The following is a 17,545-nucleotide window of genomic DNA, read 5'->3' as shown; positions in this document are numbered from 1 at the left end:
CTCCCTGCGTGCCGCATGAGGCGCAGTAGGCTGCCGATCATGCTTGTCGCCGCCGCCGTCTGCCCCTGCCCGCCCCTGCTCGTGCCCGAGGTCGCCGCGGGTGCGGCCCCCGAGCTGGACGCCGCGCGCGCGGCCTGTGACGAGGCCGTCCGCACGGTCCTGGCCGCCCGGCCCGACCTGATCGTGGTCGTCGGCGAAGGGCCGGTGACCCGCACACACGAGCAGGGTGCCAAGGGCAGTTTCCAGCCGTTCGGTGTGGACCGCGAGGTCCGCCTCGGAGCGGCTCCCGAGGGCGCCGAGGCGTCGGCACACCGGCTGCCCCTGTCCCTCACCGTGGGCGCCTGGCTGCTCGACCGGGCCGGGTGGACCGGCCCTGTGGCGGGCTATGAGGTGGAGGGCGACAGGTCCTGGCCGACCAATGGCGAGGACGGCGTCCACCTTGCGGCGCGGGCCGACCGCGTGGGATTCCTGGTGATGGGCGACGGGACGGCCTGCCGCAGCGTCAAGGCACCCGGCTACCTGGACGACCGTGCCGAGGGGGTCGACGCGTCGATCGCGCAGGCCCTGGGCAACGGCGACCGCGACGGCTTCTTCGCGAACCTCGACGAGGACCTCGCCCGCGAACTCAAGATCTCCGGCCGCTCCCCGTGGCAGATCCTCACGGCAGCCTCAGAAGAGGACGGCAACTGGCGCGTTCTGTATGAGGACGCTCCCTATGGAGTGGGCTACTTCGTCGCCGACCGGTCGTAGGCGAGCGGCTGCCGCTGAACGGCGACGGCCGCGGAGCCGCAAAAGGCTCCGCGGCCGTCCGCAGCGTGCCGGCTCAGGAAGCGGGAGGTGACGGCGGGGCGCCGCCGCCCGAACTCCCGCCCTTGTCCTGACCCTGCCCGAAGCGGTCCATAGCGTCCTTGGCCTTGCTCGTGCCTGTCTGGATCTGGTCGCTGTACTTGCCCTGGGTCTTCCCGTCGGCCGTCTTCGCGGCCTTGTCCAGACCCTGGTCGATCTTGTCCCCGTGCTGGCGCGCGAGGTCCGAGGCCTTGTCCTTGTTGAGCTTGGCTTTCAGCGTGTCCAGGATGCCCATGGGTTCACCTTCACTCGCGGGTACTACTTACGGGCGCCGTCACCGGCCTCGTTGTCGGCGGCCTGCTCCGCGGACTGCTGCTGGGGAATCTCCACGGGCTCCGCCGCGGCGGGCTCGGGGGTATCGGCAGCCTCCGCGGACTCCTCCGGGGCCGCAGTGTCGGCGGCAGCGGAGGTGTCGGCAGTCCCGGCAGTCCCGGAGGTCTCGGGGGAGGAGCCCTCGGCCTCGGGCTCGGCCGTCAGAGTGGCAGCCTGCGCCTCGGCGGTTGACGCCGCCTCCGTGTCCTTGGACTTCCGGCGAAACCTGGCAAAAACACCCATTTCAACTCCATACGTTACTCGTGCGGGCGAAATCCCGCGTCGCCCGATGCGTCCGATTGCGTCGCCCGGGCCTGAGGCACTCGAAACCGGCGGTCGGGACCTCGCAACAGGGAACGACCCCGGACCTGCGGCGTCACGTAGCTCGTTCGGGAACATGCCCCGAGGTTTGCGAGACTGGGGCGGTGAGTAGTGCAGCTCCCGCTCCGCGGGTCATCGCCGTCGTCGGACCCACTGCGGCCGGAAAGTCCGATCTGGGCGTTTTTCTCGCCAGAGAACTCGGCGGCGAGGTCGTCAACGCCGACTCCATGCAGCTCTACCGGGGGATGGATATCGGCACCGCCAAACTGACGCCCGAGGAACGCGGCGGCATCCCGCACCACCTCCTGGACATCTGGGACGTCACCGAGGCGGCCAGCGTCGCGGAGTACCAGAAGCTCGCCCGCGCCGAGATCGACCGGCTGCTCGCCGAGGGGCGCTGGCCCGTCCTGGTCGGCGGCTCCGGCCTCTACGTCCGCGGAGCGGTGGACCACCTGGAGTTCCCGGGCACCGACCCCGAGGTGCGCGCCCGCCTGGAGGAGGAGCTCACCCTGCGCGGTTCCGGCGCCCTGCACGCCCGCCTCGCCGTCTCCGACCCCGGGGCCGCCAAGGCGATCCTGCCGACCAACGGCCGCCGCATCGTCCGCGCCCTCGAAGTCATCGAGATCACGGGCAAGCCCTTCACTGCCAACCTGCCGGGACACGAGTCCGTCTACGACACCGTCCAGATCGGCGTCGACGTGGCGCGCCCCGAACTCGACGAGCGCATCGCGACCCGCGTCGACCGCATGTGGGACGCCGGGCTCGTGGACGAGGTGCGCACCCTGGAAGCGCGCGGCCTGCGGGACGGGCGTACGGCGTCGCGTGCGCTCGGCTACCAGCAGGTGCTCACCGCGCTGGCGGGGGAGTGCACCGAGGACGAGGCGCGCGCCGAGACCGTCCGCGCCACCAAGCGCTTCGCACGCCGTCAGGACTCCTGGTTCCGGCGTGATCCGCGCGTCCACTGGCTCAGCGGCGCGGCGGCCGAACGCGGGGAACTCCCGGCCCGGGCAATGACGTTGATCGAACGACCGGTCACAGCCTGATCACGTGATGGCATCGGGACGCTCCGGCCGTCATCGCGGCCCCTGGGAGCGTGCCATCATCGACCATCGATCGACCAGTGGAGTCCGAAGTGGGAGGGCGCGTGGCGATGGAGGCCGGCCCTCGTGACACCGCACCCGGCGGGGAACAGCTGAGCCCTGACGGACCGGACGCGACCCCGGACGGTGTGATCGCCGACGGCCCCACGGCCGAGGAGCTCGCATCGCAGGCCGGGGGCGCCGAGGTCGAGGTGGAGCTGCGCCCGCAGCGCCGCCTGCGTCTGTGGCAGCTCGCGCCCATCGTGATCCTCTCCGCGATCGGCTCCCTGATGTTCGCGTTCCCGCTCTTCTTCGAGTTCGGGGACGGCGGGGCCGTCGTGGCCATGCTGGGGCTGCTGATCAGCTCCTGCGCCGCCGGCTGGGGAATGATGGCCGCGCGCCGCGTCGGCTACACCTGGCCCGGCTTCCCGGCCCGCGGATCGGGCCGGCGCCCGGACTGGCGGGTCGTCGGCGCGTACACGGTCGTGGTCGCCGCCGTCGCCGTCCTCGCCGTGTGGCGCGTTGCCCGCCTGCGCTAGTCCACGTACCGGGCCGTCCCGGCGGGTCGTCGGCGCCACCCCGTACGATCGAGGGATGAGCACGCGGATCGCCTTCCTCAAGGGTCACGGGACCGAGAACGACTTCGTGATCGTCCCCGACCCGGAGAACGCCCTGGAGTTGCCCCCGGCGGCCGTCGCAGCCCTGTGCGACCGCCGCGCCGGAATCGGCGGCGACGGCCTGCTGCACGTGGTGCGCTCCGCTGCCCACCCCGACGCGCGGCACCTTGCTTCCGAGGCCGAGTGGTTCATGGACTACCGCAACGGCGACGGCTCGATCGCCGAGATGTGCGGCAACGGCGTGCGGGTGTTCGCCCACTACCTCCAGCGCGCCGGTCATGTCGGCGAGGGCGACCTCGCGGTGGCCACGCGCGGAGGCGTGAAGAGCGTGCACATCGACAAGGAGGGCGACATCACGGTCGGCATGGGCAAGGCCCTCCTCCCCGAAGGGGATGTCACCGTCAGTGTTGCCGACCACAGTTGGCCCGCGCGCAACGTGAACATGGGGAACCCCCACGCCGTCGCCTTCGTGGACGACCTCGCCCACGCCGGCAACCTCTTCACGGCCCCGCCCTTCACCCCGGCCACGGCCTACCCGGACGGGGTGAACGTCGAATTCGTCGTCGACCGCGGCCCCCGCCACGTCGCCATGAGGGTCCACGAGCGCGGCGTGGGCGAGACCCGCTCCTGCGGCACGGGCGCGTGCGCCGTGGCCGTCGCGGCGGCCCGCAGGGACGGCCTGGACCCGGCGGTGACCGGATCGCCGGTGACGTACGCCGTGGACCTGCCCGGCGGACGGCTCGTGATCACGGAGCGGGCCGACGGGGAGATCGAGATGACGGGACCCGCGGTGATCGTCGCCGAGGGGGAGATCGACACGGACTGGCTGGCGGGTCTCGAAACCGTAAACCCCTGAACGTTCGCTCGAATGGGTGATCCGTTTCACGCTGGGCGAGAGGGGGACTGCTCCACGTGATGGGCTCGGTAGCATCAAGCACCGGCCCGGGCGGGAACCCCGCAGACTGCCGCCGGTCGACGCAGCCGGAGGTGCTCATGAGTGCGGAGGCGACCAATCCCGCTACGCCGGGCCCGATCACACCGGGCGCGCACCGCCGGCGCGGCCGTCCCCGGATCGACCTGCGCCGCATCGGCTGGGCCGCGCTCCTCGGCCCCGCCGCGGGCAACCGGCTGCCCGACGCGATCGGCCACGTGGTCGAGGCCCACCGCGCCCACCACCCCGAAGCACCCCTGGAGCCGCTGCGCCGGGCGTACGTCCTGGCCGAGTCCTCCCACCGGGGACAGATGCGCAAGAGCGGCGAGCCCTACATCACACACCCGCTCGCCGTGACGCTGATCCTCGCCGAACTGGGCGCCGAGACCACGACACTGACCGCGTCCCTCCTCCACGACACCGTCGAGGACACCGAGGTGACGCTCGATCAGGTGCGTACGGAGTTCGGCGAAGAGGTCGCCTATCTCGTCGACGGCGTGACCAAGCTCGAAAAGGTCGACTACGGAGCGGCCGCCGAACCCGAGACCTTCCGCAAGATGCTCGTCGCTACCGGCAACGACGTGCGGGTCATGTCGATCAAACTCGCCGACCGGCTGCACAACATGCGCACCCTCGGCGTGATGCGCCCCGAGAAACAGGCGCGTATCGCCAAGGTCACCCGGGACGTCCTCATCCCGCTCGCGGAACGCCTCGGCGTCCAGGCACTCAAGACAGAGCTCGAGGACCTGGTCTTCGCGATCCTGCACCCCGACGAGTACACGGAGACCCGCGAGCTCATCGCGGCCAACGACGCGCGGGGCACCGATCCCCTCGCGGAGATCGCCGAGGACGCCCGCGCCGTCCTGAAGGACGCCGGGATCGCGGCCGAAGTGCTGATCAGGTCACGCCACTTCGTCTCCGTGCACCGGGCGAGACGCAAGCGGGGAACGCTGCGCGGAGCGGACTTCGGGCGCCTGCTGGTACTCGTCGGTGAGGACGCCGACTGCTACGGGGTGCTCGGCGAGCTGCACACGTGCTTCACGCCCGTCGTCTCGGAGTTCAAGGACTTCATCGCCGTACCGAAGTTCAACCTGTACCAGTCGCTGCACACAGCCGTGACGCGCGGTGACGGCGAGGTCGCCGAAGTCCTCATCCGCACCCACCAGATGCACAAGGTCGCCGAGGCCGGAGTCGTCGCGCTCGGCAATCCCTACGCTCCCCCCGCGGACGAGCAGACGGACAGCATGGGGGAGCGCGCCGACCCGACCAGGCCCGGCTGGCTCTCCCGTCTCCTCGACTGGCAGGAGGCCGCTCCGGACGCGGACACCTTCTGGTCGACGCTGCGCGAAGACCTCGCCCAGGACCGCGAGATCACCGTGTTCCGGCCCGACGGCGGCACGCTCGGCCTGCCCGCGGGCGCCAGCTGCGTCGACGCCGCGTACGCCCAGTACGGCGAGGACGCGCACGCCTGCATCGGAGCCCGGGTCAACGGCCGGCTGGCGACGCTCAGCACGGTCCTGAGCGACGGGGACACCGTCCAGCTCCTCATGGGGCAGGACCCCGCCTCCGAGCCCTCCAGGGACTGGCTCGACCACGCCCGCACACCCGCCGCGCGCATCGCCATCCGGCGCTGGCTCACGACCCACCCGGCCACGCCCCAGCCCGAGCCCGAGGGCAGGCGCGCCCCGGAGCCGGCTCCCAGGGCGCCGCAGGGCGCGCCCGCGGGCCGCCCCGCCGAGGCGAACGCCGTCGTGGACCAGCCGGGCGCCTCGGTCCGCCTCGCGGGCTGTTGCACGCCCGTGCCGCCCGACGCGGTGACGGCCTTCGCCGTACGCGGCGGTGTCGTGACCGTGCACCGCGCGGAGTGTCACGGCGTGGCGCGGATGAAGAGCACGGGACGCGCCGAGGTCGGCGTGCACTGGGGCGACACCACGCAGTGCCGGGTCTCCCTGATCGCCGAATCGTTCAGCCGGCCGCATCTGCTGGCCGATCTCACCGAAGCCATCGCCCTGGAGAGCGTGGCCGTGATCTCGGCGACCGTGGAACCGCCGACCCAGGGCCGCGTACGCCACACCTACACGCTCCAACTCCCCGACGCGACAACGCTCCCCGGACTGATGCGGGCCATGCGCAACATCGCAGGGGTGTACGACGTCAGCCGGGCACAGCACCCCGCCCAGACCACCTCGTAGGGTCTCGTTCGGGTGGGTGTGGCGCGTCCCGCCGGGGTCCCGGCGCGCACGCTGGTAGCCGTAGTTCATGCTGCTCACCCCCCGCACCATCCGCATGGGCACCGCGCTCGTCGCCGCGGCCGCCTCCACCGCACTTCTCGCCGCGAGCGCGCCGCCGCCGGCGGTCCCGCTGGGCATCGGCGACCGGCTCTTCCCGCACCTCGGCAATCCGGGCTACGACGTGGAGTCGTACGACATCGCGTTGACGTATCACGGCGACAACAAGAAGCCGCTCGACGCCGTCACCAAGATCGAGGCCACGGCGACCGCCACCCTCGAGCAGGTGAATCTCGACTTCTCGCACGGAACCGTCCGCTCCGTAGAGGTCAACGGCAGGCCCGCGCGGTTCGACACCAGCGACGAGGACCTGGTCGTCACGCCCGAGACCGTCGTCCCGGAAGGTGCCCCGCTGGAGATCACGGTGCGGCACACCAGCAACCCGGCACCCGGCAAGGAGGAGGGCGGCTGGCTGCAGACCAAGGACGGTCTCGCCATGGCCAATCAGGCCGACGCCGGGCACCGCGTGTTCCCGAGCAACGACCACCCTTCGGACAAGGCCCTGTTCACGTTCCGGGTCACCGCCCCCAAGGCGCTCACGGTCGTCGCCAACGGGGTGCCCTTCCTGAAGATGCGTCACGGAGCGGACACCAGCTGGTCGTACCGCACTCTCCACCCCATGGCCACCGAGCTGGCGCAGGTCTCGATCGGTCGCTCCGCGGTGCTGCACCGCGAGGGGCCGCACGGGCTGCCCGTCCGTGACGTGGTGCCCGCCAAGGACCGCAAGGTCCTCGAACCGTGGCTCAAGAAGACGCCCGGCCAGCTCGCCTGGATGGAAGGGAAGGTCGGCCGCTACCCCTTCGAGAACTACGGCCTCCTGATCGCCCAGGCCCGGACCGGCTTCGAGCTGGAGACCCAGACGCTCTCCCTCTTCGAGAGGGAGATCTTCACGGAGCCCGCGTACCCCGCCTGGTACATCGACTCGATCATGGTCCATGAGATGGCGCACCAGTGGTTCGGTGACAGCGTCAGCCCGCGCACCTGGTCCGACCTGTGGCTGAACGAGGGCCATGCCAGCTGGTACGAAGCCCTCTACGCCCAGGAGAAGGGTCACCAGTCCATGGCCAAGCGCATGCGCGAGGCCTACCGCGCCTCGGACGGCTGGCGCGCCGCGGGTGGCCCGCCTGCCGCCCCCAACGGCCCGAAGCCGGGCCAGAAGATCAGCATCTTCCGGCCCGTGGTCTACGACGGCAGCTCCCTCGTGCTGTACGCGCTCCGCCAGGAGATCGGCACGCCCGCCTTCGAGCGGCTGGAGCGCAACTGGGTGCGCACGCACCGTGACGGCACGGCGAGCACGGCGGACTTCATCAGCCTCGCCTCGCAGACCTCCGGCCGCGATCTCCAGGGCTTCTTCCGGGCCTGGCTGTACGGCAAGAAGACGCCGCCGATGCCGGGGCACCCGGACTGGAAGTCGACGCCGGTGGGGACGGCGAAGCCGGCCAAGGGATAGGCCGTCGACCGGCGGCAAACAGCCCAGGCGGGACACGCTTCGAGCCCCGCGCCGGCGGGCAATAAGTCGGGTGACGAGACGGGCCGTGCCGTGCGACCATCTTCAGGTCGGCGGCACGGCCGGCCCGGGAATCTACGGACGGCCCGGGACGTTGTGTCAGTCGAAGGACCACGCTCTCATGCGCGGACCGTCACACATTCCGAACACCTCGACGTAAGGATCCAATGACCTCCTCTTCTTCCCCTTCCCAGGACGCGCAGAGCTTCGCGCAGAACAACCCCGAAGGTCTTCGGGCCGATGCCCTGATGGAAGAGGACGTCGCCTGGAGCCACGAGATCGACGGAGAGCGGGACGGCGACCAGTTCGACCGCTCCGAGCGTGCGGCCCTGCGCCGTGTCGCGGGCCTCTCCACCGAGCTCGAGGACGTCACCGAAGTCGAGTACCGACAGCTCCGCCTGGAGCGGGTCGTGCTCGTCGGTGTGTGGACCTCGGGAACCGTCAGTGACGCGGAGAACTCCCTCGCGGAGCTGGCCGCTCTTGCCGAGACCGCCGGCGCCCAGGTGCTCGACGGCGTCATCCAGCGCCGGGACAAGCCCGACGCGGCGACGTACATCGGCTCGGGCAAGGCCCTGGAGCTGCGCGACATCGTCCTCGAGACCGGAGCCGACACCGTCGTGTGTGACGGTGAGCTCAGCCCCGGCCAGCTCATCCACCTCGAAGACGTCGTCAAGGTCAAGGTGGTCGACAGGACCGCCCTGATCCTCGACATCTTCGCCCAGCACGCCAAGTCCCGAGAGGGCAAGGCGCAGGTCGCCCTCGCGCAGATGCAGTACATGCTGCCGCGGCTGCGCGGCTGGGGTCAGTCGCTCTCCCGGCAGATGGGTGGCGGCGGCGGTGGCGGCATGGCCACCCGTGGTCCCGGTGAGACCAAGATCGAGACGGACCGGCGACGGATCCGCGAGAAGATGGCGAAGATGCGCCGGGAAATCGCGGACATGAAGACGGGCCGCGAGATCAAGCGCCAGGAGCGGCGCCGCAACAAGGTGCCTTCGGTGGCCATCGCCGGATACACCAACGCGGGCAAGTCGTCCCTGCTCAACCGCCTGACGGGTGCCGGAGTCCTGGTGGAGAACGCCCTGTTCGCCACCCTCGACCCGACCGTCCGCAGGGCCGAGACCCCCAGCGGCCGTCTCTACACACTGGCCGACACGGTCGGTTTTGTACGGCACCTGCCGCACCACCTCGTCGAGGCGTTCCGCTCCACGATGGAGGAGGTCGGTGAATCCGACCTGATCCTGCACGTGGTGGACGGATCGCACCCGGCGCCGGAGGAGCAGCTGGCCGCCGTGCGCGAGGTCATCCGCGACGTGGGCGCCACGCAGGTGCCCGAGATCGTGGTGATCAACAAGGCGGACGCGGCCGATCCGCTCATCCTCCAGCGGCTGCTGCGCGTCGAGAAGCGCGCGATCGCGGTGTCGGCCCGCACCGGGCTCGGCATGGACAAGCTGCTCGCGATCATCGACGACGAGCTGCCGCGTCCCGAGGTCGAGATCGAGGCGCTCGTGCCGTACACGCACGGTCAGCTGGTGGCGCGTGCGCACGCCGACGGCGAGGTGATCTCCGAGGAGCACACCGCGGACGGCACCCTGCTCAAGGGGCGGGTGCACGAGGAACTCGCCGCCGAGTTCGCGCCGTACCTCTCGGCGGCGGCCGCGAGCTGACGCTCCGGCAGCAGCCGGGCATCCTGCGCCGACGGCGAGGGCCCGCCCCCAACTTCCTGGGGGCGGGCCCTCGTTCGTTCGGTGAAGCCGGCGGTTACCGGCTGCCGTACTTCTCGCTCATCGTGTCGAAGACCTGCTGGGCGCCCTTGCCCAGCTGCGGTCCGGCCAGCCAGGTGTTCTCGGCCGGGCCGATCGACGTGTTCGACACCAGCTGCGTCTTTCCGTCGACCATCCGGAACCAGCCGCCACCGGACGAACCGCCGGTCATGGTGCAGCCGATGCGGTACATCGTCGGCATGTCAGGACTGAGGGACAGACGGCCCGGGCGGTCGATGCACTTGTGCATCAGCTGGCCGTTGAACGGCGGCGCGGCCGGGTAGCCCCAGGCGCCCATGCTGCTGACCGACTGGACCGCGGGCTCGGAGAAGTCGACGGGCAGCGCGTTGCCGACGGTCTCCTCGAGGGACTTGGAACCCTGCTCCGGCTTCACGTGCAGCACCGCGTAGTCGTACGGAGCGCCCGCACCACCCGACTCGGCGCCCGTGTCGATCCACTCGTTGGAGGTGGAGGCCCAGTCGGCCCAGAAGGTGCCGTACGGGGCGATCTCCTGCGGGGCGGCGTTCTGCAGCTGCGCCTCGGACTTGCCCAGGTCGTTGTAGGCCGGGACGAAGGCGATGTTGCGGTACCAGCCGCCCGCCGCACCCGCGTGCACGCAGTGGCCCGCGGTCCAGACGAGGTTGGACTTGCCAGGGTTGCGCGGGTCCTTCACGACGGTGCCGGAGCAGACCATCGAACCCTCGGGCGAGTCGAAGAAGACCTTGCCGACCGGGGCGGCGTTCTCGTGGTACGGGGTCTTCTCGGGCACGGCCTTGACGGGCTGCGGCTCAGGGTCCGTGGCGCCCTGGTCGGCCGACGCGTCCTTCGCGGCGATCGTCTTGTCCGGGTCCTTGGCGGACTTCATCCGCTCGGGCTTCCAGTGGTCCTTGATGACCGGGTTGACGAAGTCCTTGGCCTCGCGCAGCCAGTCGTCCTTGTCCCAGTTCTTCCAGGCGCCGTTCTGCCACTTGTCCGGGTCGATGCCGTGCTTCTTGAGCTGGTCGGCGATGCCCCCGGGCAGCTTGCCGTCGGATCCCTTGTCGGCTCCCTGCGAAGCAGTGGCGCCCGACTTGTCACTCGCCTTGTCGTCGCTCGGGCCGCAGGCCGTGGCGGTGAGCGCCAGGACCGCGGCGAGCCCCGTAGCGGCGAGGACATTGCGACGGCCCCGGCTCCGCTTGGATGACGGACGTGTGGAACGCATGGTGCTGTTACCCCCGTTGAGCGAATATGTCATGAGCTTGTCAGGTCCAATGTGAGCTCCGTGCGGAGATCTCGGACGCAGCACCCCACTATGCCTGTGGAGTTGAGGGCGAACGGCGGCGGGGTGGTGAAGGTTTCGTCACCCCGCCGCCGCCCGTTGCCTGCTCACCGGCGTTGCCTGCCCTACTGGCCGGCGTACTTCTTGCTGACCGCGTCGTAGATCCCCTTGGCTTCCTTGCCGAGGCGCGGGCCCGCGAGCCAGCCGGCCGTCACCGGGCCGATCGACGTGTTCGACACCAGCGACGGCTTGCCGCTGGAGCCCTGCGCGATCCAGCCGCCACCGGAGGAACCGCCGGTCATGGTGCACCCGATGCGGTACATCGTCGGCTCGGCCTTCGCGAGCGAGAGCCGGCCCGGCTTGTCGGCGCACTGGTAGAGCGTCTGGCCGTCGTACGGCGGTGCGGCCGGGTAGCCCTTCGCCGTCATCGTCGCGATCTTCGGCACCGCGGGCGCGTTGAAGTCGACCGGCACGGCCGTACCGACCGCCTCCTCAAGGGACTTGCTCTCGCTGCCCTTCTCCGGCGTGACCTGGATGACCGCGAAGTCGTACGGCGCGCCCTGCCCGCCCGTCGGGCCGCCCTGCTCGATCCACTGGTCGGACGTCTGCGCCCACGCGCCCCACCAGACGCCGTACGGAGCGACCTCTTCCTTGGTGGCGGTCTTGAGCTGCGCGTCCGACAGGCCCGCGTTGTTGTACGAGGGCACGAAGGCGATGTTGCGGTACCAGCCGCCGTTCTTGCCGGCGTGCACGCAGTGGCCCGCGGTCCACACCATGTTCGACTTGCCCGGGTGGGCGGGGTCCGTGACGACTGTCGCCGAGCAGACCATCGAGCCCTCGGGGCCGTCGAAGAAGAGCTTTCCGGCGTACGGCGCGCTGTCGTGGTACGGCGTGCCGACGGCCGCGGCCTTCACCGGCTGCGGCGTCGGGTCCGTCACACCCTGGTCGCCCGAGATGTCGTTGTCGTCGACCTCGTTGTCCGGGTTCTTGTCGGCGTCACGCATCCGGTCCGGGTCCCACAGACCGTCGATGATGGGGTTGACGTAGTCCTGCGCCTCACGCAGCCACTTGTCCTTGTCCCAGTTCTTCCACTCGCCGTTCTTCCACTTGTCCAGATCAATACCGTGCTCCTTGAGCCGGTCCTTGATGTCGTCCGGGATCTGGATCTTGTCGCTGCCGCCCTGCGTAGCGGACGCGGTCGGCTTCGAGTCCGCGTTGTCGTCGCCGGGACCGCACGCGGTGGCGGTGAGCGCGAGCGCCGCACCGATGGCGAGAGCGGCCGCCACGGGGGAGGTTCTGCGGCGCGCGCTCCTCCCGCGCTGAACGGTCAAGAGCGGACGTATGGGTCGCATGTCGTGAATCCCCCTGGGCTTCGAGAACTGTGCAGTGTCGGACGCCGGCGGTCGTGAACCCGTCGCGCCACACTCGGCACTTGGTGTGCCTCGCCCCGCGACCGAACCCTCCACCCTCCGTCGAACGGCAACCCACCCTATGCGGGCGCTGTGGGGGACTCCCCACGGAACGGCAACGGTTCCGTCACGGCATGGATCTTCCAAGGGACAAGGATTTTCCGCCGACCCGTGATCCCGCGCAGTCCCCGTCGTTGGTACGTACGGGGGATTCGCCGTCGTCGCTCGGTTCTTGGGGTTCCGCCCCGGACACCCGTACGTCAACTGATCCCCCCATACCGAGAATTCGACCGGATCCAGCGGGATCCAGGGGGAGGACCAACAGCAGTGGCCGTCACCGAGCCTGCGCCCGCGGCGGTGTCCGCGGGGTATGAGGGGGGCGCCGCCCGTGAGGGCGCCGCCCAAGAGGGAATCCTGCGGCGGCAGTCCGCGCGGGAGTCGGCGGCCCGCACCTATGCGCGCGCCCTGCCGATCGTGCCCGTGCGGGCACGCGGCCTGACGATCGAGGGCGCCGACGGACGCCGGTACCTCGACTGCCTCTCTGGCGCGGGCACGCTGGCCCTCGGCCACAATCATCCTGTCGTGCTCGAAGCGATCAGACGCGTACTCGACTCCGGCGCCCCCCTGCATGTGCTCGATCTGGCCACCCCCGTGAAGGACGCCTTCACGACGGAACTCTTCCGAACGCTTCCCGCCGGACTCGCCGAGCGGGCACGGATCCAGTTCTGCGGACCGGCCGGCACCGACGCGGTGGAGGCCGCCCTGAAACTCGTCCGCACGGCCACCGGCCGCAGCGGAATGCTCGCCTTCACCGGCGCCTATCACGGGATGACCGCGGGGGCACTCGAAGCGTCCGGCGGGGCGCAGGACGTCAGGGTCGCGCGGCTGCCCTTTCCGCAGGACTACCGCTGTCCCTTCGGCGTCGGCGGTGAGCGCGGCGCCGAACTCTCCGCGCGCTGGACCGAATCCCTCATCGACGACCCCAAGTCGGGGGTGCCGCATCCCGCCGGCATGATCCTCGAACCCGTCCAGGGGGAAGGCGGGGTGATTCCCGCGCCCGATGCCTGGATGCGTCGGATGCGTGAACTCACCGCGGCACGTTCCATCCCGCTGATCGCCGACGAGGTCCAGACCGGCGTCGGCAGGACCGGCGCCTTCTGGGCCGTCGAACACAGCGGCGTGGTGCCCGACGTCATGGTCCTGTCCAAGGCGATCGGCGGCAGCCTTCCCCTGGCCGTCGTCGTCTACCGGGACGACCTCGACGTGTGGCAACCCGGGGCCCACGCCGGCACGTTCCGCGGGAACCAGCTCGCCATGGCCGCCGGCGCCGCGACCCTCGCCTATGTCCGGGAGAACCGTCTCGCCGAACGAGCCGCCCTCCTGGGCGCCCGCATGGTGGGCCAGCTCCAGGGTCTCGCCGCCGAACACCCCTGCATCGGGGACGTGCGGGGCCGTGGCCTGATGATCGGCGTCGAACTGGTCGACGTAGGCGCCGCCCAGGACCCGGACCGACCGGCCGCACCCGAGGCGAGCCCACATCCTCCCGCGCCCGAACTCGCCGCGTCCGTACAGCGCGAATGCCTCCGCCGTGGACTCATCGTCGAGCTCGGCGGCCGCTACTCCAGCGTCGTACGCCTTCTGCCGCCCCTCACGATCACCGATGAACAGGCTGCCGCCGTCGTCGAGCGTCTCGCCGACGCCCTGGCCGAGGCGGCCCGCACCCATCACGGATAGCCCAGCCGGGACCGGCCCCGTCCTGAAGCCCCACACCCACCGGACCAGGGCCACCACGACACGGACCACCACGGACAGCAGCGGAGCGCCGGACAGTCCGGACCACCGCATCACGGAGTCAACTACCCCACAAGGAAGCCCCGTTGAACGCCAATCCCGCACCCGACGACCGACACCGCCCCCAGGCGACCGGAGCCTGCGACACGCAGCCTCAACTCGCCCCGGAACGCGGGACGGTCCCCCGGCAGAAGGACGGCAGTCAGGAGGCCGAGCATCTGCACGGCTCCACCGCCGACCTGCTGGAGCATCCCGACCCCGGCACCGCGGCCCAGGCCGCGGCCGTCGAGAACCTGCTCCGCTGCTGGGTGCGGGAGAGCGATCTGGCCGAGCCTCCGCACGGCACTCTGCGCATTCCTCTGCCCGCAAGTGGCACCGCTCTCCTCATCCCTGTCCACTACTGGTCCGCGACCGGCTGGCACCGGTTCGGCATGCCCCGTCTCCAGGACGGCCCGCTGGACGCCCCCCGCGTCGACGCCGTCACGGTCGCCGCCCTCCTGAGCCGCGAGGCATCGGGCCCGGGAAGCGCGGCCGAGGTCGGCGGTGGTGTCGGTGTCCGGGTGAGGGGCGGCGGCGGAAGCGGCTGTGACGCCCTTCCACGGGAGGCCGCCGTTCCGGGGTCGACGGGCACGCCGGACACCGCATCCGGCGCCCCAGGCGAGCCGGAGCCGCCGACCGGCCGGACGCCGATTCCGACCGTATCGGCGCCGACCCCGCCCGCCTCGGCGTCGGCCCCGAGCGTCCTCGCGCCGCCTACGCCGACCGTCGCGGACACCCCCGAGGCCGTCGCCGCTGCCGTCGCACCCGAGGCCCCGCGTCCGCACGCCGACCCCGTCGCGCAGCCCGACGTCAGCGGCGGGACCCCTTACCCGGAGGCGCAGGCCTCACGCCCCGAGGCCTCACGCCCCGAGTCCCCCCACTCCGAGGCCACACGCCCTGAGCTGTCTCCCCCCGCCACCTCTCACTCCTCCCACCCCACCCCCTCAGGCGACGGAGCCGACCTAGTGGGGCGCGTCGCCGACTCGATTCGCCGTACCGCCGACTTCATCGCCCACCGCCGCAGCAACCCCCGCGACACGACCGACCTCTTCCTGGCCGCCGAACAGTCCCTCCTGCTCGGCCACCCCCTGCACCCGACCCCGAAGAGTCGCGAGGGCCTGTCCGAGGCCGAATCCCGGCTTTATTCACCCGAGTTGCAGGGATCTTTCCCCCTGCACTGGATGGCGGTGAACCGCTCGGTGCTCGCGATGGACTCGGCCTGGACCCATCGGGGCCGCCCACTCCCGGCAGACCAGCTCACCCTCCAACTCGCCGGGACCCAGTTGCCCCTGCCCGACGGTCACGCCGCGCTGCCCGTGCACCCCTGGCAGGTTCGCGAACTCAAGCACCGCCCCCAGACTGCGGCCCTCCTCGACGCAGGCCTTCTGCGTGACCTCGGTCCGCGCGGCGCCTCCTGGTACCCCACCTCCTCCGTCCGTACCCTCTACCGGCCCGATGCGTCGGCCATGCTGAAGCTCTCGCTCGGCCTGCGCATCACCAACTCCCGTCGGGAGAACCTCCGTAAGGAACTTCACCGCGGTGTCGAGGTCCACCGACTCCTGCGCACAGGGCTCTTCGAGCAGTGGCAGGCCGCCCACCCCGGATTCGACATCGTCCGCGATCCGGCCTGGCTCGCCGTCAACGGCCCGGACGGCGAACCGGTGCCCGGCCTGGACGTGATGATCCGGAACAACCCGTTCGCGCCCGGAGACGACGCAGCCTGCATCGCCGGCTTCGTGTCGCCCAGACCCCCGGCCGCGCCCCACGGACAACGGGACCGCCAGCTCATGCGCTCCCGCCTCGCCGAGACGATCACCCGCCTCGCCGGCCGCACAGGACGCCCCCGCGGCGCCGTCGCCGCCGAGTGGTTCCTGCGCTACCTCGAACACGTCGTACGTCCCGTGCTCTGGCTCGACAGCACCGCCGGCGTGGCTTTGGAGGCCCATCAGCAGAACACGCTACTGCTGCTCGACCCCGAAGGCTGGCCCGTCGGCGGCCGCTACCGCGACAACCAGGGCTACTACTTCCGTGAGTCCCGGCGCGACGAGCTGGACGGCCGGCTGCCCGGCATCGGCAGCCACAGCGACACCTTCGTCTCCGACGACGTCACCGACGAGAGGTTCGCGTACTACCTCGGGATCAACAACGTCTTCGGTGTCATCGGCGCCTTCGGCTCCCAACAGCTCGCGGACGAAAGGCTGTTGCTCGCTGCCTTCCGCGGGTTCCTCTCCGATGTCGCGTCCGGCCCGGACAAGCTCCGCACCCCACTGCCCGGATACCTCCTCGACTCCCCGGCCCTGCGCTGCAAGGCCAACCTCCTCACCCGCCTGCACGGACTCGATGAACTCGTCGGTCCCGTCGACACCCAGTCCGTCTACGTCACCATCGCCAACCCCCTTCATTCCTGAGGACCATGCCCCACCCCATCCCCTGAGAGGAACGTCGCCGTGTCATCCACCGACGCGCGCACCGACGCCGGATTCACGCCCCCCACCGCCCTTACCGATGCCGTCGCCGACGAGACCGCCGACACGGGTCCCGGCGCCGACGAGCTCACAGGCTCCGACCCCGGCGCCGGCACGGACGTCGCCGACACCCTGGACCTGCGTCTGCCCGACGAACTCATCGACCTGATCGCCGGACAGGGTGGAACTGGCGGACAGACCAACGGCAGCGCTGACCAGGGGACCGGCGCAGGCTTTTCCGGGCACGGGCACGCAGCCGACGGAACGCGAGCACACGCACCGGGCGGCACCTCGACGGCCCTGTCGGACGACGACCTGCTCGACAACGTCGGAGCGTGGGGGCCGGTCACCACACGTTCCGGCGTCTTCCAACTGGTTCCTGTCCGTATCGAACGCGACCTGCCGCTGATCAGTCGCTGGATGAACGACCCAGCCGTAGCCGCCTTCTGGGAACTTGAAGGCCCGGAGAGCGTCCTGGAGAACCATCTCCGCCCCCAACTGGACGGCGACGGGCGCAGCGCCCCCTGCCTCGGCGTACTGGACGGCACCCCGATGAGCTACTGGGAGATCTACCGCGCCGACCTCGACCCACTGGCCCGCCACTACCCCGCCCGCCCGCACGACACCGGTGTTCACCTCCTTATCGGCGGTGTCGCCAACCGCGGCCGAGGACTCGGCACAGACCTGCTCAAGGCCGTCGCCGACCTCGTACTCGACCACCGTCCGCCCTGCGCTCGTGTCGTCGCAGAGCCGGACCTCCGCAACACCCCCTCCGTATCTGCGTTCTTGAGTGCTGGTTTCCGCTTCTCCGCCGAGGTGGACCTCCCCGACAAACGGGCCGCACTGATGATCCGAGACCGGGCCCTGCGCGCTCTGCTGTGAGCCCGTCACTCTTAGTACACCGCTCACCCCGATCCGGTTC

General features: G+C 70.8%; 14 protein-coding genes. 10 read left to right on the top strand and 4 right to left on the bottom strand.

Going from position 1 to position 17,545, the window contains the following annotated elements; all coding sequences use genetic code 11:
• The first annotated feature begins 39 nt into the window (after positions 1–39).
• Positions 40–750, top strand: a complete 711-nt coding sequence (locus OG758_RS16910) for a class III extradiol dioxygenase subunit B-like domain-containing protein (protein ID WP_326710786.1) — start codon at positions 40–42, stop codon at positions 748–750.
• 73 nt (positions 751–823) lie between these two features.
• On the opposite strand, the gene OG758_RS16905 is transcribed toward OG758_RS16910, so the two are convergent.
• A complete protein-coding gene (locus tag OG758_RS16905) occupies positions 824–1,081 on the bottom strand; it encodes an antitoxin (RefSeq protein ID WP_326710785.1) in 258 nt (85 codons plus the stop codon).
• A 23-nt stretch (positions 1,082–1,104) separates the two neighbouring features.
• Positions 1,105–1,401 (bottom strand): hypothetical protein, encoded by a 297-nt coding sequence (locus OG758_RS16900; protein WP_326710784.1) that lies wholly within the window; start codon positions 1,399–1,401, stop codon positions 1,105–1,107.
• A gap of 182 nt (positions 1,402–1,583) precedes the next feature.
• Here OG758_RS16900 and miaA point away from each other — a divergent pair, with 182 nt between their 5' ends.
• From miaA to hflX, 6 genes are all read left to right on the top strand, one after another.
• Positions 1,584–2,522 (top strand): tRNA (adenosine(37)-N6)-dimethylallyltransferase MiaA, encoded by a 939-nt coding sequence (miaA, locus tag OG758_RS16895; protein WP_326710783.1) that lies wholly within the window; start codon positions 1,584–1,586, stop codon positions 2,520–2,522.
• 107 nt (positions 2,523–2,629) lie between these two features.
• Positions 2,630–3,097, top strand: coding sequence for a hypothetical protein (locus OG758_RS16890; protein ID WP_326715945.1), 468 nt, complete (start codon positions 2,630–2,632; stop codon positions 3,095–3,097).
• 55 nt (positions 3,098–3,152) lie between these two features.
• Entirely contained in the window at positions 3,153–4,031 is an 879-nt protein-coding gene (gene dapF / locus OG758_RS16885) for a diaminopimelate epimerase (protein ID WP_326710782.1), read from the top strand.
• 137 nt (positions 4,032–4,168) lie between these two features.
• On the top strand, positions 4,169–6,298 hold the full coding sequence (locus OG758_RS16880) for a RelA/SpoT family protein (RefSeq protein WP_326710781.1): 2,130 nt from the start codon (positions 4,169–4,171) through the stop codon (positions 6,296–6,298).
• A gap of 67 nt (positions 6,299–6,365) precedes the next feature.
• Positions 6,366–7,844, top strand: a complete 1,479-nt coding sequence (locus OG758_RS16875) for a M1 family metallopeptidase (RefSeq protein WP_326710780.1) — start codon at positions 6,366–6,368, stop codon at positions 7,842–7,844.
• 224 nt (positions 7,845–8,068) lie between these two features.
• On the top strand, positions 8,069–9,565 hold the full coding sequence (hflX, locus tag OG758_RS16870; RefSeq protein ID WP_326710779.1) for a GTPase HflX: 1,497 nt from the start codon (positions 8,069–8,071) through the stop codon (positions 9,563–9,565).
• 94 nt (positions 9,566–9,659) lie between these two features.
• Here hflX and OG758_RS16865 read toward each other — a convergent pair whose 3' ends face one another.
• Both OG758_RS16865 and OG758_RS16860 read right to left on the bottom strand, forming a co-directional pair.
• A complete protein-coding gene (locus OG758_RS16865) occupies positions 9,660–10,862 on the bottom strand; it encodes a trypsin-like serine peptidase (protein WP_326710778.1) in 1,203 nt (400 codons plus the stop codon).
• A 182-nt stretch (positions 10,863–11,044) separates the two neighbouring features.
• The gene (locus OG758_RS16860) at positions 11,045–12,271 is read right to left on the bottom strand and encodes a trypsin-like serine peptidase (protein WP_326710777.1); all 1,227 of its coding nucleotides are present in this window, start codon (positions 12,269–12,271) and stop codon (positions 11,045–11,047) included.
• Positions 12,272–12,655: 384 nt separating this feature from the next.
• Between OG758_RS16860 and OG758_RS16855 the strand changes: the two genes are divergently transcribed.
• From OG758_RS16855 to OG758_RS16845, 3 genes are all read left to right on the top strand, one after another.
• Positions 12,656–14,062, top strand: a complete 1,407-nt coding sequence (locus OG758_RS16855) for a diaminobutyrate--2-oxoglutarate transaminase family protein (protein WP_442810334.1) — start codon at positions 12,656–12,658, stop codon at positions 14,060–14,062.
• A 143-nt stretch (positions 14,063–14,205) separates the two neighbouring features.
• On the top strand, positions 14,206–16,566 hold the full coding sequence (locus OG758_RS16850) for an IucA/IucC family protein (protein WP_326710776.1): 2,361 nt from the start codon (positions 14,206–14,208) through the stop codon (positions 16,564–16,566).
• Between the two features lie 39 nt (positions 16,567–16,605).
• Positions 16,606–17,505, top strand: a complete 900-nt coding sequence (locus tag OG758_RS16845) for a GNAT family N-acetyltransferase (protein ID WP_326710775.1) — start codon at positions 16,606–16,608, stop codon at positions 17,503–17,505.
• The last annotated feature ends 40 nt before the right edge of the window (positions 17,506–17,545 follow it).

Origin of the sequence: Streptomyces sp. NBC_01474, assembly GCF_035918215.1 — a bacterium.
Taxonomy (GTDB): Bacteria; Actinomycetota; Actinomycetes; order Streptomycetales; family Streptomycetaceae; genus Streptomyces; species Streptomyces aureus.
Note: the sequence above shows the minus strand (reverse complement) of the source record. Positions and strands in the feature narration are given on the sequence as shown.